The sequence below is a fragment of the Jannaschia sp. GRR-S6-38 genome, from assembly GCF_029853695.1.
In the GTDB taxonomy this organism is placed as follows: Bacteria; Pseudomonadota; Alphaproteobacteria; order Rhodobacterales; family Rhodobacteraceae; genus Jannaschia; species Jannaschia ovalis.
In genome coordinates this window covers 1,481,885-1,500,139 of the sequence record NZ_CP122537.1, presented here as the reverse complement: position 1 = coordinate 1,500,139, position 18,255 = coordinate 1,481,885, and the positions used below count along the sequence as shown (strand labels likewise).

General features: G+C 70.4%; 21 protein-coding genes and 1 tRNA gene. 17 read left to right on the top strand and 5 right to left on the bottom strand.

Annotation, left to right across the window (positions count from 1 at the left end; translation table 11 throughout):
• Window positions 1-15 precede the first annotated feature (15 nt).
• Genes fliF through P8627_RS07825 form a run of 5 tightly spaced genes read left to right on the top strand, consistent with a single transcriptional unit; the run spans window position 16 to window position 3,997 of the window.
• Window positions 16-1,734, top strand: coding sequence for a flagellar basal-body MS-ring/collar protein FliF (gene fliF / locus P8627_RS07845; protein WP_279967220.1), 1,719 nt, complete (start codon window positions 16-18; stop codon window positions 1,732-1,734).
• Entirely contained in the window at window positions 1,731-2,348 is a 618-nt protein-coding gene (locus P8627_RS07840) for a hypothetical protein (RefSeq protein ID WP_279967219.1), read from the top strand. Before fliF ends, P8627_RS07840 begins: the two co-directional genes overlap by 4 nt.
• Window positions 2,341-2,613 (top strand): FliM/FliN family flagellar motor switch protein, encoded by a 273-nt coding sequence (locus P8627_RS07835; protein WP_279967218.1) that lies wholly within the window; start codon window positions 2,341-2,343, stop codon window positions 2,611-2,613. Before P8627_RS07840 ends, P8627_RS07835 begins: the two co-directional genes overlap by 8 nt.
• A complete protein-coding gene (gene fliP / locus P8627_RS07830) occupies window positions 2,610-3,317 on the top strand; it encodes a flagellar type III secretion system pore protein FliP (protein ID WP_279967217.1) in 708 nt (235 codons plus the stop codon). The genes P8627_RS07835 and fliP overlap by 4 nt, the downstream gene beginning before the upstream one ends.
• Window positions 3,318-3,328: 11 nt before the next feature.
• A complete protein-coding gene (locus P8627_RS07825) occupies window positions 3,329-3,997 on the top strand; it encodes a hypothetical protein (protein ID WP_279967216.1) in 669 nt (222 codons plus the stop codon).
• 345 nt (window positions 3,998-4,342) lie between these two features.
• On the opposite strand, the gene ettA is transcribed toward P8627_RS07825, so the two are convergent.
• On the bottom strand, window positions 4,343-5,998 hold the full coding sequence (gene ettA, locus P8627_RS07820; protein WP_279967215.1) for an energy-dependent translational throttle protein EttA: 1,656 nt from the start codon (window positions 5,996-5,998) through the stop codon (window positions 4,343-4,345).
• A 105-nt stretch (window positions 5,999-6,103) separates the two neighbouring features.
• Between ettA and P8627_RS07815 the strand changes: the two genes are divergently transcribed.
• Window positions 6,104-6,709 carry a nicotinate-nucleotide adenylyltransferase gene (locus tag P8627_RS07815; RefSeq protein WP_279967213.1) on the top strand — a complete coding sequence of 202 codons (606 nt, stop codon included), beginning with the start codon at window positions 6,104-6,106 and terminating at the stop codon, window positions 6,707-6,709.
• On the opposite strand, the gene P8627_RS07810 is transcribed toward P8627_RS07815, so the two are convergent.
• The gene (locus tag P8627_RS07810) at window positions 6,706-7,548 is read right to left on the bottom strand and encodes a DMT family transporter (protein ID WP_279967212.1); all 843 of its coding nucleotides are present in this window, start codon (window positions 7,546-7,548) and stop codon (window positions 6,706-6,708) included. The two genes, P8627_RS07815 and P8627_RS07810, sit on opposite strands and share 4 nt — an antisense overlap.
• A 104-nt stretch (window positions 7,549-7,652) precedes the next feature.
• Here P8627_RS07810 and dacB point away from each other — a divergent pair, with 104 nt between their 5' ends.
• From dacB to P8627_RS07785, 5 genes are read left to right on the top strand one after another with little or no spacing between them, the layout of a single operon-like run.
• A complete protein-coding gene (gene dacB, locus P8627_RS07805; RefSeq protein ID WP_279967210.1) occupies window positions 7,653-9,107 on the top strand; it encodes a D-alanyl-D-alanine carboxypeptidase/D-alanyl-D-alanine endopeptidase in 1,455 nt (484 codons plus the stop codon).
• Between the two features lie 7 nt (window positions 9,108-9,114).
• Window positions 9,115-9,573, top strand: coding sequence for a tRNA (cytidine(34)-2'-O)-methyltransferase (locus tag P8627_RS07800; protein ID WP_279967208.1), 459 nt, complete (start codon window positions 9,115-9,117; stop codon window positions 9,571-9,573).
• Window positions 9,574-9,601: 28 nt separating this feature from the next.
• Complete coding sequence (locus tag P8627_RS07795) at window positions 9,602-9,877, top strand: DUF5665 domain-containing protein (RefSeq protein ID WP_279967206.1); 276 nt, start codon at window positions 9,602-9,604, stop codon at window positions 9,875-9,877.
• Entirely contained in the window at window positions 9,874-10,422 is a 549-nt protein-coding gene (locus tag P8627_RS07790; RefSeq protein WP_279967204.1) for a hemerythrin domain-containing protein, read from the top strand. Before P8627_RS07795 ends, P8627_RS07790 begins: the two co-directional genes overlap by 4 nt.
• The gene (locus tag P8627_RS07785) at window positions 10,419-10,889 is read left to right on the top strand and encodes a DUF427 domain-containing protein (protein WP_279967202.1); all 471 of its coding nucleotides are present in this window, start codon (window positions 10,419-10,421) and stop codon (window positions 10,887-10,889) included. The genes P8627_RS07790 and P8627_RS07785 overlap by 4 nt, the downstream gene beginning before the upstream one ends.
• A gap of 6 nt (window positions 10,890-10,895) precedes the next feature.
• Here P8627_RS07785 and P8627_RS07780 read toward each other — a convergent pair whose 3' ends face one another.
• Window positions 10,896-11,576 carry a hypothetical protein gene (locus tag P8627_RS07780; protein ID WP_279967200.1) on the bottom strand — a complete coding sequence of 227 codons (681 nt, stop codon included), beginning with the start codon at window positions 11,574-11,576 and terminating at the stop codon, window positions 10,896-10,898.
• Between the two features lie 150 nt (window positions 11,577-11,726).
• On the opposite strand from P8627_RS07780, the gene P8627_RS07775 reads away from it, so the two are divergent.
• Window positions 11,727-12,002, top strand: a complete 276-nt coding sequence (locus P8627_RS07775) for a GlsB/YeaQ/YmgE family stress response membrane protein (protein ID WP_279967199.1) — start codon at window positions 11,727-11,729, stop codon at window positions 12,000-12,002.
• 152 nt (window positions 12,003-12,154) lie between these two features.
• Window positions 12,155-12,562, top strand: coding sequence for a c-type cytochrome (locus tag P8627_RS07770; RefSeq protein ID WP_279967198.1), 408 nt, complete (start codon window positions 12,155-12,157; stop codon window positions 12,560-12,562).
• A 346-nt stretch (window positions 12,563-12,908) separates the two neighbouring features.
• On the opposite strand, the gene P8627_RS07765 is transcribed toward P8627_RS07770, so the two are convergent.
• Both P8627_RS07765 and uvrB read right to left on the bottom strand, forming a co-directional pair.
• Entirely contained in the window at window positions 12,909-13,640 is a 732-nt protein-coding gene (locus P8627_RS07765) for a DUF6782 family putative metallopeptidase (protein WP_279967197.1), read from the bottom strand.
• Between the two features lie 33 nt (window positions 13,641-13,673).
• Window positions 13,674-15,854 (bottom strand): excinuclease ABC subunit UvrB, encoded by a 2,181-nt coding sequence (gene uvrB, locus P8627_RS07760; RefSeq protein ID WP_279967421.1) that lies wholly within the window; start codon window positions 15,852-15,854, stop codon window positions 13,674-13,676.
• Window positions 15,855-16,058: 204 nt separating this feature from the next.
• On the opposite strand from uvrB, the gene P8627_RS07755 reads away from it, so the two are divergent.
• The 4 genes from P8627_RS07755 (at window position 16,059) to P8627_RS07740 (ending at window position 18,223) form a co-directional block, all read left to right on the top strand.
• Entirely contained in the window at window positions 16,059-16,370 is a 312-nt protein-coding gene (locus P8627_RS07755) for an ETC complex I subunit (RefSeq protein WP_279967196.1), read from the top strand.
• A gap of 13 nt (window positions 16,371-16,383) precedes the next feature.
• Window positions 16,384-17,397, top strand: a complete 1,014-nt coding sequence (locus P8627_RS07750) for a glycosyltransferase family 2 protein (protein WP_279967195.1) — start codon at window positions 16,384-16,386, stop codon at window positions 17,395-17,397.
• 45 nt (window positions 17,398-17,442) lie between these two features.
• A tRNA-Arg gene (locus P8627_RS07745) sits at window positions 17,443-17,519 on the top strand.
• A 131-nt stretch (window positions 17,520-17,650) separates the two neighbouring features.
• Window positions 17,651-18,223 (top strand): hypothetical protein, encoded by a 573-nt coding sequence (locus tag P8627_RS07740; protein ID WP_279967194.1) that lies wholly within the window; start codon window positions 17,651-17,653, stop codon window positions 18,221-18,223.
• The last annotated feature ends 32 nt before the right edge of the window (window positions 18,224-18,255 follow it).

Here is an 18,255-nt window from a genome sequence, read left to right as displayed (position 1 = left end):
TAAAGGAGTTCGGGAATGTTCCGCCTCGGGATCCAGAACGGATCGGCACCAGGCGGGGTGAAAAAGTTGGAGAAATTCAACGCCTTCTTGCAAGGCCAGGACAAGCGTCGACTCGCGATTCTCGCGCTGGCCACGGCCGTCGCCTTCTTCGCCATCCTCGGGCTGACGCGCCTGGCCACGGCCCCCCGGATGGAGCTTCTGTTCGCGCGGCTGGAACCGGCCGCGGCGGCCGAGATCGTCGCCAGCCTCGAGGCCAGCGGCACCGCCTTCGAAGTGCGCGGCGATTCGATCTTCGTCGATGGCCGCGCGCGGGATGCCCTGCGGATGCGTCTGGCGGGCGAGGGGCTGCCGCGCATGGACGGCGCGGGCTACGAGTTGCTCGACGGGCTCAGCGGCTTCGGCACGACCTCGCAGATGTTCGACGCCGCCTATTGGCGTGCGCGGGAGGGCGAGCTGACCCGGACGATCCTCGCGGCGCCCGGGGTCCGGATGGCGCGCGTCCACCTCGCCACGGCCGATGCCTCGCCCTTCGCGCGCGATCGGTCGGCCACGGCCTCGGTCACGTTGCAGATGGTGTCGGGCGCGGTGGGCGCGGGGCTGGCGCGGTCGGTGCAGTCGCTTGTTTCGGGGGCCGTGCGCGATCTCGCGGTCGAGGACGTCACCGTGATCGACGCGGCGAGTGGCCGCGTGGTCGGCGGCGGCGAGGTGGACACCGAGGCGGAAGCCCGGGACGCGCGACTGGCCGAGATGCGTTCGGCGGTCCAGAACCTTCTGGAGGCGCGGGTGGGGCCCGGCCGCTTCGTGGTCGAGCTGGCGCTCGAGACCTCGCGCGACCGCGAGACGATCACCGAACGCGTGCTCGATCCCGACAGCCGCGTCGTCGTCAGTACCGATACCGAGGAGCGCTCGGCCAATGATCGCGGCGGCCCCGGCGTCGGCGTGACCGTCGCCAGCAACCTGCCGGACGGCGATGCCGAGAGCGGCGAGGGCTCCGAGAGCTCCAACGCGGAGACGCGGGAGCGGGTGAATTACGATTTCTCGGCCACGCAGCGCCAGATCGAGAAGCCGCCCGGCGCGGTCGAGCGCCTGACCGTCGCCGTCATGGTCGACGGGGTCCGCGCGGTCGCGGAGGACGGCACGGCGACCTGGGACCCGCGCGAGGAGGCCGAGCTCGAGACCCTCCGCGAACTGGTGCAGTCCGCGGTGGGCTTCGACGCCGCGCGCGGCGACATTGTCACCGTCCGCTCGATGCAGTTCGAGCAGCCCGCGGGGCCCGAGGCGGCGCCGGGCCTGTCCCTGCCCTGGATCAGCGGCGCGCAGGTCACGCAATTGGTCACGGCGGTTCTGCTCGCGCTGGTGGCGCTGGGCGCGATGGCCTTCGTCGTGCGCCCGCTCCTGGCGCGGGTCCTGACCGGATCCGACGCAGCGGCGCCCGCCCCGGCCCTGCCTGCTGCGGCCCCGGCGCAGGCCGATCCGGCGCCGAACATGCTCGCGCCGCCCGAGGAGATCGGCGCCCCGCCCGAGACCACCGCGCGCCTTCCCGATATGGCGAGCGGCGGGACCGATCTGCCCGCGATGGCGCTGCTCGACATGGACAGCCTCGCCGCGCTGCCCTCCGAAGGCGGCGGCGACGATCCGGTCGAGCGGCTGCGTCATCTCATCACCGAGCGCCGCGAGGAAACGCTGGAAGTGCTGCGCGGCTGGATGGAGCAATCGCCCGAGGACGCGCGATGACCGCCCTCCCGCTCGAGGATTTCGGCGGGCCGGACGAGGTCGCGACCCCCGCCCCGGCCCCCGATCCGGCCGGGACGGACCGGTTCGACGAGGGCTATTCTGCGGGCTGGGACGACGCGGTGGCCCGGATCGACGCCGATCAGGCGCGCTTGGGCACTAGCCTTCAGGAGACGCTCACCCGGCTCGAGGCGCGGTATGCCGAGGCGACGGACGGGGTCATCGCCGCGCTGGAGCCCGCGTTGCGCGACATCTTCGACACGCTGCTGCCCAAGGCCGCGCAGGCGGCCTTCCTGCCGGTGCTTCTCGACGAGGTCACGGGCCTTCTGCGGGACGAGGCCCGCGAGCTGAGCGTGCTGGTCGCCCCCGAGGAGGCCAGCGCGCTGAACCGTCTGCTGGAGCGCGCGGGCGAGACGGCGGCGCAGGTCAAGGTCCGCCCCGAGCCGGCGCTCGCCGTCTCGCAGGCCCTGGTCCGCTGGGACGGGCAGGAGCGGCGCATAGACATGGAAGCGGTTCTCGCCGCGCTCGACGGGGCGCTCGACGCGTTTCTTTCGGAACTGACGCCGGGCGCACGGGTCGCGGCGGGCAACGGATACAGGGAGGCCCGGGATGGCTGACGGAACACAGGGCGGCGCGGCATTGGGCCGGGTCCCGGTCGAGATCACGGTCGCGGTGGGGCGCGCCCATCCGACGGTGGCGGAGCTGCTGGCGCTGGAACGCGACGCGGTGCTGCCGCTCGATCGCGGGGTCGACGATCTGGTCGAGCTCTATGCCGGGGACCGGCTCATCGCGCGCGGCCGCCTGCAGGAGATCGATGGCGAGCCGTCCGGCCGCCTCGGGGTCTGCCTGACCGAGGTCGTGCGGGCGGACGGCACGGATTGAACCGCGTCTTACCGATCCTGGCGGCGGCGTTCGCCGTCCTCGCCCTGCCGGCGGCGGCGCAGGACGTCGCGATCTCGCTGGGCGAGGACACGCTGGCCCTGCGTTCGATCCAGCTGATCGCGCTCCTCACGGTGCTGAGCCTCGCGCCCGGGATCGCGATCACGCTCACCTGCTTTCCCTTCGTGGTCACGGTCCTGTCGATCATGCGGCAGGCGATGGGGCTGCAGGCGGCGCCGCCGAACATGCTGATCGTCAGTCTGGCCCTGTTCCTGACCTATTTCGTCATGGAGCCGGTCGCGACCGCCGCTTGGGAGGCCGGAATCGGTCCGCTTTCGCGCGGCGAGATGGAGCCCGTCGCCGCCGCAAGCGCGGCGGTCGAACCTTTCCGCGCCTTCATGCTGGCGCGGGTCGATCCCGACACGCTGGCCCATCTCGCCGGTCTGCGCCCGAACGCGGAGCCCGACGCCTTGGCGGTCCTGGTGCCGTCCTTCCTGCTGTCCGAGATCAGCCGGGCGTTCCAGATCGGCTTTCTCGTCTTCATGCCGTTCCTGATCATCGACATGGTCGCCGCCGCGGTCCTGATGTCGATGGGCATGATGATGGTGCCGCCGGCCATCGTCTCGCTGCCCTTCAAGCTCGCTTTCTTCGTCGTGGTCGACGGCTGGACGCTGGTGTCCGGCGCGCTCGTGCGAAGCTACCTCTGAGGAGATCCGCCATGCCCGCCGCCCCCGCCGCCCGCCCCGACGCGGCGCGCGCCCTGCTCGAAATGCTGGAAAGCGGGCAATCGGCTCCCGCCCCCGTGCATCTGCGCGATCTTGCCGCCCAGCTCGTGGCCGAGGTCGAGGCCCGCCGGGCCGATTCCGGCACCCCGGCCCGCGACGAGCCCGGAGACGTCGCCCGCGCGCCCGCGCGACACAGCCCCGAGGGGCGCGCACCGAGGGCCGCCGATGATCCGCGCGCTGCCGGCCGGCTGACGCTCCGACCGCCCCGCGCCCCTGATCCGATGCCGGCGGCGGATGCGCCCGGCGCCCCGGCGCCGGAGTCGGCGGACTCGCGCAGGCTGTTCTCGAAGGCGGCGCCGATGGCCCTTCCGGCGGCGGCTTCGCCGCGGTCCCGGTTGACGCTCTCGTTGCCCCGGCCGCTGGTGGCGGAGGACCGTTCCACGCCCGCGCTGGCACCGGGCCATTCGCCGGAGGATGTCCGCAAGATCGTCGCCGCCGCGCGGGATCCGCAGGGCCTCGGCCGCGAACATCCGGCCATCATCGCCATCGGGCTGGAGGATCGCAGTCCGCGCGACCAGGCGGCGGCCTTGCGCAAGCTCGGTGGCGGACAGGTCCGCGCGGTGCACCGCGCCCTGCGCCAACTGGCGGCCGCGGATCGCTGATCGGGCCTTCCGTTGCGCCGCCGACCGGCCGCTGGGCGTCGCTCGGGCCGGATGCGGAAGCGGCGCTGCGGTATTGCGGGGACCCCGGTCGCGGTCTGCGCCGTGCCGGGACATTGCCCGCCGCGATGAGACCGTCATGGCCACTAGCCTTCCGCGCGCGGGACCCACGCGAAGGGCCGCAGGCGCGGCGTCCCCGCATGGCAGATCCACGCTGTCGGCGGCATCCAGATTACCCGCCGCACGAAAGTGTCTTCACGCCGGCGGCCTATCCTGCGGCCACGTCCGCCGCGGGCCGGGGGCGCGCCGCGGGTCGGCGAGCGCGATGCGCGGGCCGCGCCGGAGGACCTAGCGCGTGAACTTCTTGTACTTCACTCGCGTCGGCTCTAGCGCGTCGGGGCCGAGGCGGCGGGCCTTGTCTTCTTCGTAGGCCTCGAAATTGCCCTCGAACCATTCGACATGCGCCTCGCCCTCGAAGGCGAGGATGTGCGTGCAGAGCCGGTCGAGGAAGAACCGGTCGTGGCTGATCACCACGGCGCAGCCCGCAAAATCGGCGATGGCGTCCTCCAGCGCGCGGAGCGTTTCCACGTCCAGGTCGTTGGTCGGCTCGTCCAGGAGCAGGACGTTGCCGCCTTCCTTCAAAAGCCGCGCCATATGCACCCGGTTGCGCTCGCCGCCCGAGAGGAGACCCACCTTCTTTTGCTGGTCGCCGCCCTTGAAGTTGAAGCTGGAGCAATAGGCGCGCGAATTCACTTCCGCGTCGCCCAGCTTGATCAGCTCCGCCCCGCCGGTGATCGCCTCCCAGACGGTCTCGTCCGGATTGAGATCGTCACGCGACTGGTCGACATAGCTGAGCTTGACGGTGTCGCCATACTCGACCGTGCCGGCATCGGGCTTCTCCTGCCCGGTCAGCATGCGGAACAGGGTCGATTTGCCCGCCCCGTTCGGCCCGATCACGCCGACGATGCCGCCCGGCGGCAGGGCGAAGGACAGGTCCTCGATCAGAAGCCGATCGCCATAGGCCTTCCGGAGCCCGTTGGCCTCGATCACCTTGGACCCGAGGCGCGGGCCGTTGGGGATGACGATCTGGGCGCGGCCGACGCGCTCGCGCTCGGACTGGCCGGCCATTTGCTCATAGGCCTGGATCCGGGCCTTGGACTTGGCCTGCCGCGCCTTCGCCCCCGAGCGGATCCACTCCAGCTCGCGCTCCAGCGTCTTCTGGCGGGACTTGTCCTCCTTCGACTCCTGCGCGATGCGCTTGGCCTTCTGCTCGAGCCAGGCGGAGTAGTTGCCCTCGTAGGGGATGCCGCGCCCGCGATCGAGCTCGAGGATCCAGCCGGTGATGTCGTCGAGGAAATAGCGGTCGTGGGTCACAATCAGGATCGTGCCCATGTAGTCGATCAGGTGGCGCTGCAGCCAGGCGATGGTCTCGGCGTCGAGATGGTTCGTCGGCTCGTCCAGCAGCAGCATGTCGGGCGCTTCGAGCAGCAGCTTGCAGAGCGCCACGCGCCGCCGCTCGCCGCCCGAGAGGTTGACGGGCGAGGCGTCGTCGGGCGGGCAGCGCAGCGCCTCCATCGCGACGTCGATCTGCGCGTCGAGATCCCACAGGTTCTGGCTGTCGATCTCGTCCTGCAGGGCGGCCATCTCCTCGGCCGTCTCGTCGGAATAGTTCATCGCCAGTTCATTGAAGCGGTCGAGCTTGGCCTGTTTCTCGGCCACGCCCAGCATGACGTTCTCGCGCACGGTCAGGCCCTCGTCGAGCGTCGGCTCCTGCGGGAGGTAGCCGACCTTCGCGCCCTCGGCGGCCCAGGCCTCGCCCTGAAAATCCTTGTCGAGGCCCGCCATGATCCGCATCAGCGTCGATTTGCCGGTGCCGTTCACGCCGACCACGCCGATCTTCACGCCGGGCAGAAAGCTCAGCCGGATGTTCTCGAACACCTTCTTGCCGCCGGGATAGGTCTTGGACACGCCGTCCATGTGATAGACGTACTGATAGCTGGCCATGGCTTCGGAGCCTCGCGCTGTGGGGATTTGCGCCGTCCTATCGAAGCCCGCCCGCAGGGGCAATCGGGGCTGGACGGCGCGCGCGCGGCGCGCGAAGGAGCGGTCATGCGCCACGGTCTTCCCATCGCGCGCCCCGGGCAGGTCGTGGGCCTTCTGGGCGGCAGCTTCGATCCGGCCCATGCCGGGCATGTCCATATCACCCGGCAGGCGCTGGCGCGGTTCGGGCTGGACCGGGTCTGGTGGCTGGTCTCGCCGGGCAATCCGCTGAAGCCGCGCGGCCCCGCGGCGCTGGCGCGGCGCATGGCGCGGGCGCGGGCGCTGATGGACCATCCACGCGTCGCCGTCACCGATATCGAGGCGTGGCTGGGCACCCGGCATACCGCGCGCACGATCGCCGGGCTGCAACGGCTTTATCCCGGCACGCGTTTCGTCTGGCTGATGGGGGCCGACAACATGGCGCAGTTTCACCGCTGGGAGGATTGGCGCGAGATCGCGGCCCGCGTCCCGCTGGGCGTCATCGCGCGGCCCGGCGACCGGATCGCCGCGCGCAGCGCCGTGGCGGCGCGGGTGCTGGCGCGGCACCGCGTCGCCCCGCAGGATGCGCGCGGGTTGGGCCGGCTAGACCCGCCGGCCTGGGCCTTCGTGAACGTCCCGATGCACGCGGCCTCGTCGACCGCGATCCGCGACGGGGGCGGCTGGGGGGCGGGCTAGCGCCGGACGGCCAGCGTCGCGAAGCCCGCCGCGACCAGCACGGCGAGCCCGGCCAAGGCCAGCGGGTCGGGCCAGGTGCCGAAGATGAGCCAGCCCAGCGCCGTGGCCGAGATCAGCTGGAAATAGACGAAGGGCGCGAGCACCGTCGCGTTGGCGCGCCGGTAGGCCACGACCAGCAGCAGGTTGCCCGAGGCCGAGGCGATACCCGACCAGAGGACCAGCCCCGCCACCGGCCAGGAGAATTCGGGCACCGACAGAAGGCCCGGCGGCGCCAGGAGCGCCGTGCCGAGCACCGTCTGCGTCAGCATCAGCTGGCGCGGCGCGGCGATGCCCGAGAGCCAGCGCGATGCCGTCAGAAACGCCCCGTAGCAGAGCCCCGCGAGCACCGCGAAGCCCAGGCCGGGCGTCATTCCGAAGCCGGGCCGGACCACCAGCAGCACGCCGCAGAACCCGATGGCCAGCAGGACCGACTGGCGCCGCGACACCCGCTCGCCCAGAAGCCATACCGACAGCACGTAGCTGAAGATCGGCCCGACGAAGAACGCGCCGAAGACGGTCGCGATCTGCTCGGTCCGGAGCGCGGTGAGGATCGAGGCGATGCCGCCCGCGATCAGGGCCGCGCGCAGCCAGACCCGCCAATCCGCGTAGAGCCGCCATTCGACGCGCCCGCCCAGGATCAGCGCCACCATCGCCGCGCCCACCGCGAAGCGCGCGAAGGCCACGAAGAGCGGCGTCGCGCCGTATTGGGTGGTCAGGATCTTCCCCGCGCTGTCGCCCAAGGGGATCAGCGACATGGCGACGAACATCAACGCCACCGATCCGAGGGTCGTGCGGTCCATGATCCGCGCGCTATCATCCCGCGGGGACCGCGCCCAGATGCCGTCGGGCTTTCCTTCCCGGGCCAGGCCGGGCATCAAATCCGGGGATGCGGAGGACGACCTTGATGCGACGACGTTTCTTCCTGTCCGGTGCGCTCGCCACGGTGGCGCTGCCGGCCTGCGCGAACGCGCCCGAGGTCTCGGCCCGGCCGCTTCTGAGGCCCGCCGACGCGATCTCGCGCTCCGCCCCCGCGGCGGACCGGCTGGTCGCGCAGGCGGGCCTGGGCGGCCGCGTGGGCTTCGTGGTCAGCGACGCCCGCACCGGCGAGGTTCTCGAGACGCACAATCCGCTGCGCGCCCTGCCGCCCGCCTCGGTCGCGAAGGCGGTGACCGCGCTCTACGCGCTCGAGACGCTGGGCCCGGCTTATCGCTTCCAGACCCGGCTGGTGGCCACGGCCCCGATCCTGAACGGCCGCCTCGACGGCGACCTGGTACTGGTGGGCGGCGGCGATCCGGCGCTCGACACGGACGGGCTGGCCGACATGGCGACGCAGGCCAAGGCCGCCGGCCTGCGCGAGGTGACGGGGCGGTTCCTCGTCCATGGCGGGGCGGTGCCGAGCTTCGACCGGATCGACCGCAGCCAGCCCGACCACGTAGGCTACAATCCGGCGCTGGGCGGGCTGAACCTGAATTTCAACCGCGTGCATTTTCAGTGGAAGCGCAACGGCTCGGGCTACGAGACGACGATGGATGCCCGCACCGCGCGGTTCCGCCCGGCGGTGGCCACGTCGCGGATGCGCGTCGCCGACCGGTCGCTGCCGGTCTACACCTACGCAAGCGACGGCGGGGTCGACGCCTGGACCGTGGCGCGACGACAGCTGGGCCAGTCGGGCGCGCGCTGGCTCCCGGTGCGCAATCCGGCGCTCTATGCCGGCGACGTGATGCGGACCTTCCTGCGCTCCAACGGGATCGTGGTGGGGGCCCCGCAACGGGCGACCTCCGTGCCGCAGGGCCCGGTGCTGGCGCTGCAGCAGGGCGCGCCGCTGGAGCGGGTCTGCGCCTCGATGCTGCGCTACTCGACCAACCTGACCGCCGAGATGATCGGGCTGACCTCGACCCTGCGTCGCGGTGTCATCCCCCGCTCGCTCGACCAGTCGGGGGACGTGATGTCGGGCTGGCTGGCGGAGCGCACGGGCGCGCGCCGCCCGGATTTCGACGATCATTCGGGTCTTAACGGTAGCACGCGGATCTCGGCCTCCGACATGGTGGCGGCGCTGACCGCGCCGGGCGCCCGGGACCGGCTGCGCCCGATCCTGAAGGAGATGACGGTGGAGGGCGCCAAGCCCATCGCGGTGCGCGCCAAGACCGGAACGCTGAACTTCGTCTCGGGCCTCGCGGGCTATTTCGAGGCGCGGTCCGGCCGGCCGCTGGCCTTCGCCACCTTCTGTGCCGACACCGCGCGCCGCGACCGCCTGAGCGTGGCCGAACGCGAACGGCCCCAGGGCGGGCGCAGCTGGGCGCGCACGGCGCGCGGGCTGCAATCCGACCTGATCGAGCGCTGGGCGCTGGTCCACGCCTGAGCCGCGCGTGAGACCGGCCATCGTCCTCGTCCAGCCCGAGATCGCGGGAAACACCGGCAGCGTCGGCCGCACCTGCGTGGCCCTGGACCTCGATCTGTGCCTCGTGAAGCCCTACGGGTTCGAGATCACCGACCGGAACGTGCGCCGCGCGGGCCTCGATTACTGGAAGCATGTCCGCCTGCACGAATACGAGGATTGGGAGGATTTCCTGATCCGCCGCGCTCCGCGCCCCGAGGCGCTGTTCCTCTTCGAGGAATATGGCACGACAAGCTTCTACGATGCCGATTATCCCCCCGATTTCCACCTCGTCTTCGGGCAGGAGACGGTGGGCCTGCCGCCGGCCGTCACCGCGGGCCGCGCCGACCGGATGGTCCGTCTGCCGATGCGCTCGCCGCATATCCGCTCGCTCAACCTCGCCAATGCGGCCACGGCCGCGGCCTACCAGGCGCTGCGGGGCGTCTTGTGAGAGCCGCTGGGACTGCTAGGTAAGGTCCATGAAGCGGGACGAGATGAACGAGGAAATCGCCGGCCTGCGCCGCGAAGTGGCCCGCCTGAACCGGCATCGCTGGTTGCAGGTGCACAACTCCTTGCCCAAGCTCATCATGTTCCAGCTCTATCGCGGCCTGGCCTTCGGCCTCGGCACGGTTCTGGGCGCGACGGTGGTCCTTTCGATCCTCGTCTGGTCGCTGAGCCAGATCAACTTCATCCCGGTCATCGGCGATTGGGCGACGCAGGTGCTCGACGTCATCGAGCCGTCGCGCGGCGAATGACGGACGCGCTGGAGGATCGCACCGGCCTGCCCGACGCGCTGAAGGTGCTGCTCGCCCAGCATCCGCGCGAGGGCTGGCGGGCCCATCCCGAATTCGGCCCGCTGACACAGTTCTGGCTGGAACGGCATCTGGGCTTCCGCCGCGTCCTCGACGCCCTGCAGGGCGACCTTCGCGCGCGGATCGGCGGCGATCTCGACCCGCGCGAACACGGCCGGCGCCTGTCGCGGCTGGGCGGGATTCTCCTCAACGAGCTGCATGGTCATCACTCGATCGAGGACCACGTCTATTTCCCCAAGATGATCCCGCTGGCCCCCGGGCTGGAGCGCGGCTTCGAGATCCTCGACGCCGACCACCACCGCCTGCACGAGGAGCTCGACGCCTTCGCCGAGGCCGCGAATGCCGTGCTGCGCGACGCGGCCGATGGCGCGCCGCGGATGGCGGAGGGGCTCGAACGGATGGCGCGGTTCCTCGACCGCCACTTGACCGATGAAGAGGATCTGGTCGTCCCGGTCATCCTGAAGGTCGGCGAGGGGCGTCTGGGATGAGCCTGCCCGAGGAAGACGTGCAGACCTATCCCCGCCCCCCGCGGCTGGAGCCGGTGCCCCAGCGCATCGAGATCTGGCTGGGCGGCGAGCGGATCGTCTCGACCACCGACGCGCTGCGCGTGCTGGAGACGCATCATGCGCCTACCTATTACATCCCGCGCGCCGCGATCACCGCCCGGATCACGCCGGCGCCGGGCTCGAGCATGTGCGAGTGGAAGGGCGCCGCGCGCTACTGGACGCTGACGGCCGGGGGCCAGACGGCGCCGCGCTGCGCCTGGGACTATCCCAGCCCGACGCGGCGCTTCGCCGATCTGAAGGACCATCTCGCGATCTATGCGCATGCGATGGACGAATGCCGCGTCGGCGGCGTGGCCGTCACCCCGCAGCCCGGCGATTTCTACGGCGGCTGGGTCACGCCGAACCTGCGCGGCACGGTCAAGGGCGCCCCCGGCACGCGCCACTGGTAGGCGCGGTCAGAAGCTGCGGCTGAAGCCTGTGAAGAGCATGGTGCCGTCGTCCGAGCTCTGGAACAGGCCGAGGCGCAGCTCGCCCAGCGCGCCGGTGTTGAGCTGGACCACGGGCCCGACCTGCCAGGACGTGTCCGTCGCATGTTCGACGAAGGCGCCCAGTTCCAGCGACAGACGGCGATGGGGCTTCACGCCGACCACCGCGCCCAGATTGGTGCGCGTCGCCGCGTCCTGCGCGAGGGACGTGCGCAGGTCGAAGACCATCCACCCGTCCCCGAGGCGGCTTTCGAAGCCGCGCCCGAGACTGGCGCCGAGGCCCAGCCGGTTCACCTCGCGCCCGTCATCGAGCATGTCGCGCCCGAGGCTCAGCTCGACCGCGGCGAGCCAGGGCGCGGTCCAGTCCGGCGCGGCGCGCGGGATCGGCACGGGCACCCGCAGGAAGGCGCGGGCCCGGCCCGTGACCCCGTCGCTCCGCGCCGTCGGGACGGGACCGGAGAGCCGCGAGAGATGCCCGCCGAGATCGAGCCCGAAGGTCAGCCGGCGGCCTAGGCCGTATTCGGCATAGATCCCCGTATAGGGATCGTCGCCCGCGTAATGGCCGACATGGAGATAGACCTGCCCCGCCTCGCGCGGCCAGGGGCCCGCATGGGCAGCCGTCGCGAGGAGGCAGAACAGGACGGCGAGCACGCGGCACATCCGCGGAGGTTTCGTCAACCATGGTTAAGCCGGGGTTAACGCCGGGCGGCGCGCCGAAACGGCCGGCCCCGCGATTGTCCGCTTGCCGCAGGCGGGCCGGGCATGCCCTTGTCGGGGGGAACGGAAGCGAAAGGACGCGTGATGGAGTCGTTTTTCGAAGGCGTGGGCATCGTTGCCCTGATCGTGCTGGCGCTGGTCGGCGCGGGCGTGGGCGCGCTGGGCGGCAAGCTGACGGGGCGCAGCGCCGCGACCTATGCGCTGATCGGGGCCGTGGCGGCCGTGGCCGCGCCCTTCGCGCTGGCCGCGCTGGGGGTGACGGTGCTGGCCGCCGGCGGCGTGCTGCTGGTGGCGGTGGTGGGCGCCGTGGCGGCGGCCGTGGTCGTGGCGCTGGTGCGGGCGTTGAGCGGGCGGGGATGAGGGGCCGCGGCGGCGTCCACCGACCGCGGCGGGGGCGCTCCCGCGGATAACCCGGCACCCGCCCCGCGCGGGTCTTGACGGCCGTCAATTCCCCGCGCGGGGCGATTTGCTAGGCAGGAGGCATTCCGCAGATCCTTCCGGGAGCCACCACCATGCGACATCTCATCGCCACCCTGGCATTCGCATCCATCGCCGCCGCCGCGCCGATCTCGGCCGACGAGATCGGGCAGGACCTCTACATGCAGTATTGCGCCACCTGCCATGGCACCGACGCGAAGGGCGCCGGGCCGCTGGCCGAGCACATGATCACGGCCATCCCCGACCTGACGACGCTCGCGGAGCGCAATCCGAAGGCCCAAGGCGAGTTCCCGATGCTCGACGTGATCCATATCGTCGACGGCCGCACCGGCCTGCGGGCCCATGGCGGACCGATGCCGGTCTACGGCGCGATCTTCGCCGCGGAAGGGGCGGACCGCGAGAAATGGGGCGAGGTCATGTATACCCGCGGCAGGGTCATGTCGCTGGTCTACTATCTCGAGAGCCTGCAACAGCCTTCCTGACGCGCCGGCCGCGCGGGACATGATCGTCTGATCGCGTGCGCCACCACGGATAGGGGGCACGCGTCCCGGCGCGCTATCGGTGCCTTGTCACGAGATGGCCGACCGCCGGGAAGGGTTGGACTGCGAGCAGGGTTTCAACGGCCGTTCGTGTGAGAAGTCGTCGGAGCTCCGGCTGTCCTGTAACGGCCCCCGGTAGGGCCAGTCACCCACCGCGATCCGCCACATCATCGAAGCCGGCTTCCTACTCGACCGCACCCCCTCACGACCGCGACGGGATGCGGGTCTGGCGGATGCCGGGGCAGGCGGGATGGGTGGCGGAAGAGGGGACGCCTGCGAGCACCCTGGCTTAGTCGGGGCCGGCGCAGGGGTAGGCGGTGCCGTCGGGCAGGCGGCAGAGCGTGGCAAAAAAGCCCTCGGGCAGGCGCTCGTAGCTTGGCAGGCGGTGTTCGCGGTCCTGCGTGTCGAGGTAATCGGCGCAGGCCGCGAGGTAGTAGGCCGCGCGCCGTTCGCGGTTCAGATACCAGGCATCGAAAGCCACGGTGGCCGCGTCGGTTGCCGTCCCGCCCGCAGCGCGCGCGGCGTCGTATCGCGCGGCGATATCCGCCTGCAACGGCCAGTCTGCCAGCGCGTGCCACATCTCGGACGCGCCTGTCGCGCGCAACTCGTGGGCCAGCATGACACTCGTGACCGAAGCGTCAGCTTCCAGGGCAAAGATCGCGTCGGCATAGTCACGCATCGCCAAATCGGGCGCGGGACAGACGCCGCGGGCGAATTGGGCCGCATGGCGCATCTCGTGGACCAGGACCGCCTGCATCCGGCCGTCAGACAGGGCATCCGACAGCACGATCCGGGCGGTTTCGGGTTCGAAATACCCTTGGGCGTCAAGCGCGGCCGGCGTGAGGCAAATCGCTGCGACGGACCGGTCCAGAACGTCCTGGAAATCCGGATACTCATCGAGGACCGGCGCGAGTGCCGCAAGCGCGTCCGCGATCCGCGGAAGGGTGTCGAAGGGCGGCGGTGCGCAGGTCATGGGCTGCGCGACACCGATGCGCGGCATCACGGCGACCGCCGTGGCCAAAGCGATCGCGAAGGCGCGCCGTCTCACCGCCCGCTACCGCTTCTTCCGTCGCTTCACATTCCCCCCGCGCTGCCCCGGCCGCCCGGCGGTGCTCCGCCCCTCGGCCTTGCGGGCGTCCTCGACCGCCTGGGCCACCGCCGACTGGCGGGTGAGCGGGTCGTCGGAGACTAGCAGATCCACCTGTTCCAGCCGCTTGACCTCGTCGCGCAGGCGGGCGGCCTCCTCGAATTCGAGGTTCTCGGCGGCCTTGCGCATCTCTTCGCGCAGCCCGTCGAGATGGGCCTGCAGGTTGGCGCCGTGCATCGGCTTGTCGACCTTGGCCGTCACCCGGTTCATGTCGACATCGCCCTGGTAGAGCCCCGCCAGCACGTCCTCGACGTTCTTCTTCACCGTCGCGGGCGTGATCCCGTGTTCGTCGTTATAGGCCTTCTGCTTGGCGCGGCGGCGCTCGGTCTCGTTGATCGCGCGCTCCATCGAGCCGGTGACGCGGTCGGCATACATGATCACCCGGCCTTCCGAGTTGCGCGCCGCGCGGCCGATGGTCTGCACCAGCGAGGTCTCGGAGCGCAGGAAGCCCTCCTTGTCGGCATCGAGGATGGCGACCAGCCCGCATTCGGGGATGTCGAGCCCCTCGCGCAGCAGGTTGATCCCCACCAGCACGTCGAACGCGCCGAGCCGCAGGTCGCGCAGGATCTCGATCCGCTCGATCGTGTCGATGTCGGAATGCATGTAGCGGACCTTGATGCCCTGCTCGTGCAGATACTCGGTCAGGTCCTCGGCCATGCGCTTGGTCAGAACCGTGCAGAGCGTGCGGAACCCGTCCTGCGTGACCTTCCGGATCTCGTCCAGCAGGTCGTCGACCTGCATCTCGACAGGCCGGATCTCGACCTTGGGGTCCAGAAGGCCGGTGGGCCGGATCACCTGTTCGGTGAAGACGCCGCCGGTCTGCTCCAGCTCCCACGCCGCGGGCGTGGCCGAGACGAAGACCGATTGCGGGCGCATCGCGTCCCATTCCTCGAACTTGAGCGGGCGGTTGTCCATGCAGGACGGCAGGCGGAAGCCGTGCTCGGCCAGCGTCATCTTGCGGCGGAAGTCGCCGCGATACATGCCGCCGATCTGCGGCACCGAGACATGGCTCTCGTCGGCGAAGACGATCGCGTTGTCGGGGATGTATTCGAATAGCGTGGGGGGCGGCTCGCCCGGGGCGCGGCCGGTCAGGTAGCGCGAGTAGTTCTCGATCCCGTTGCAGACGCCGGTGGCCTCCAGCATCTCCAGGTCGAAATTCGTCCGCTGCTCCAGCCGCTGCGCCTCCAGAAGCTTACCCTCGCCCACCAGCTGGTCGAGCCGCTGCTGCAGCTCCGCCTTGATGCCCTTGATCGCCTGCTGCATCGTCGGGCGCGGCGTGACGTAGTGGCTGTTGGCGTAGATGCGGATCTTGTCCATCGACCCGGTCTTCGCGCCGGTCAGCGGGTCGAACTCGGTGATCGCCTCCAGCTCCTCGCCGAAGAAGCTCAGCCGCCAGGCCCGGTCCTCGAGGTGGGCGGGCCAGACCTCGACGCTGTCGCCGCGCACCCGGAAGCTGCCGCGCGCGAAGGCCGCGTCGTTGCGGCGGTATTGCTGCGCGACCAGGTCGGCCATGACGCGGCGCTGGTCGTACTCGTTGCCCGCGATCAGGTCCTGGGTCATCGCGCCGTAGGTCTCGACCGAGCCGATGCCGTAGATGCAGCTGACCGAGGCGACGATGATCACGTCGTCGCGCTCCAGAAGCGCCCGGGTGGCCGAGTGGCGCATCCGGTCGATCTGCTCGTTGATCTGGGATTCCTTCTCGATGAAGGTGTCCGACCGCGGCACGTAGGCTTCGGGCTGGTAGTAGTCGTAATAGCTGACGAAATACTCGACCGCGTTGTCGGGGAAGAAGCCTTTGAACTCGCCATAGAGCTGCGCGGCCAGCGTCTTGTTGGGGGCGAGGACGATCGCCGGGCGCTGCGTCTCCTCGATGATCTTGGCCATGGTGAAGGTCTTGCCCGAGCCGGTCACGCCCAGCAGGACCTGGTCGCGCTCGCCCTCGGTGACGCCCCGCGCGAGCTCGGCGATCGCGGTGGGCTGGTCGCCCGCGGGCTCGAAGGTCGTCGCCATGCGCAGCCGCTGTCCCCCCTCGAGCTTCGGGCGCGCGGCGGCAGCCCGCTGCACCATCGGCAGTTCGGCGGCGTCCATCACGGCCAGCCCGGCATCCTTGGGCGGGCGGTTCGTGTTGTTATGCGCCATTGCGGACCTCATGATCGGGGAGACCCGTAATGTAAGCCGCGCCCCCGAGGTCACAACCCTGCGCGCGCGGTCCGATGACGCCTTGCATGACGCCCGGGCGGGACGCTATCTGCCGGGGCGACGCCATCTTTTCCCAGCTCCGGAGCCCGGCCCATGCGCGCCCGCATCTACAAGCCCGCCCGAACCGCCACCTCCTCGGGCACCGCCAAGACCCGCGACTGGCTGCTGGAGTTCATCCCCGAGACCCCGCGCGAGATCGATCCGCTGACCGGCTGGACCGGCTCGACCGACACGCAGGCGCAGGTCATGCTGCGTTTCCACACCCGCGAAGAGGCCGAGGATTACGCCCGCGAGAACGGGATCGAATTCGTCGTCCTGCGCGCGCAGGGCCGCAAGCCCAACCTGCGGGCCGGCGGCTACGGCGAGAATTTCGCGACCAATCGCCGGGGCGCCTGGACGCACTGAAGGCGCGCCGCCCATGCGCATCACCTCGGTTACCCCGATGAAGGACGAGGGGCCGTTCATCCTCGAATGGCTGGCCTATCACCGGCTGATCGGGTTCAACGATTTCCTCGTCTTCACGAATGACTGTACCGATGGCAGCGACGCGCTGCTCGACCGGCTGGACGAGCTGGGATACCTGCGCCACCTGCCCAACCCGTCGATGATGCTGGATCACGGCCGTCACCACTGGGCGGTTCTGGAATACGCCAATTACATGGGCCGGCTGAAACGCGCCGACTGGGTGTTCAGCTTCGATGTCGACGAGTTCCTCTGCATCAATGCGGGCGACGGCACGCTCGCCGCGCTGTTCGCGGCACTGCCCGAGGCCGAGGCGATCTCGGTGAACCAGCTCAATTTCGGCTCGGCGGGGATGCGCAATTTCGACGAGCGGCTGCTGATCGAGCGCTTCACGCGTTCCGCCGAGCTCGCGGTGCCGTCCGAGGGGCGGGCCTCGCGCCGCGGGATCAAGACGCTGACCTCGAAGCGGGCCGGCATGGCGCGGCTGTCCAATCATTCCCCACGCTTCGACGCGGATCGGGCCGAGACCGTCAATTGGGTGAACGCGTCCGGCAGGCCCGTGCCGATGCGGAACCGCACCTCCGAGATCAAGGTGCTGGAGGGACCGGATGTCAGCTACGAGCTGGCGCAGCTCAACCACTATGCCCTGCGGTCCGTCGACAGCTTTCTCATGCAATCGGCGCGCGGCAACGCCAACCATCCCGACAAGGCGGCCTCGATGGTCTATTGGCGGCGCTACGACCACAACCATGTCGAGAACACCGCGATCACGCGCTGGGTCGAGCCGGTGCGGGCCGAGATCGCCCGGATGCTGCAGGATGCCGAGCTCGCCGCGCTGCACGATGCCTGCGTCGCGGCGCATCGCCGCCGCATCGCGGAACTGAAATCCGAAGATCACTACGCCATGCTCGCGCGCCGCACCCGCGTCGTTCACGAGCGCACCTGGGGTCCGGCGGAGGCCGATCTCTGACGATGCTTGTGCGGGTTCGTCCCGGCTGGCATTCAGGCCTGGCGCGGGCCCATAGCTCAGCTGGATAGAGCAGCCGACTTCTAATCGGCAGGTCGAGGGTTCGAATCCTTCTGGGCCCGCCAGCCTGCCGCGGATTCATCCTTTCCTCACTACGGTTCGCCGAAAGCGGGGCCCGTTTACCGGGCCTTAGCACCCGGCCTGCATGAACCCTCCAGGTCCGCCGGTCCGCGGACAGCATTTCTGGAGGTTCCGCATGTCCCGTCTCGCCCGCCTTCTCGCCATCGCGCCCCTGCTAGCCCTGGCCCATCCGCAACCGGCCGCCGCGAATCCCGCGATGATCGATTACGTGCGCGGCCAGATCACCGCGATGCGCCAATCGCCCGAGATCATGGAGGCGATCCGCGATGCCAATGCGCGCCACGCGGCCCTGCCCGAAACGCAGCTCGTCGCGATGGACGCGCAGTGGCGCGGCGAGATCGGCGCGAGCGAGGCGCCGACGATCTCCGCCATCGTCGAAAGCACCGCGTCCCAGCGGCTCCGCGCCATGGCGCAGGACAGCGGCGGCGTCGTGACCGAGATCATCGTGATGGACAATCGCGGCATGAACGCCGCGACCAGCGCGGTGACCTCGGATTACTGGCAGGGCGACGAGGCCAAGTTCATCGAAACCTTCCCGCGCGGCCCCGCCGGCCTGCATGTCGGCGAGGTCGAATACGACGAGTCCACCAACAGCTACCAGGTGCAGGTCTCGACCACGCTCGTCGATCCGGTCACCGGCCAGCCCGCCGGCGCCGTGACCTTCGGCCTCGACGCCACCGCCTTCTGAGTCCCCCCACGAGGAGCACGCCCATGGTTGTC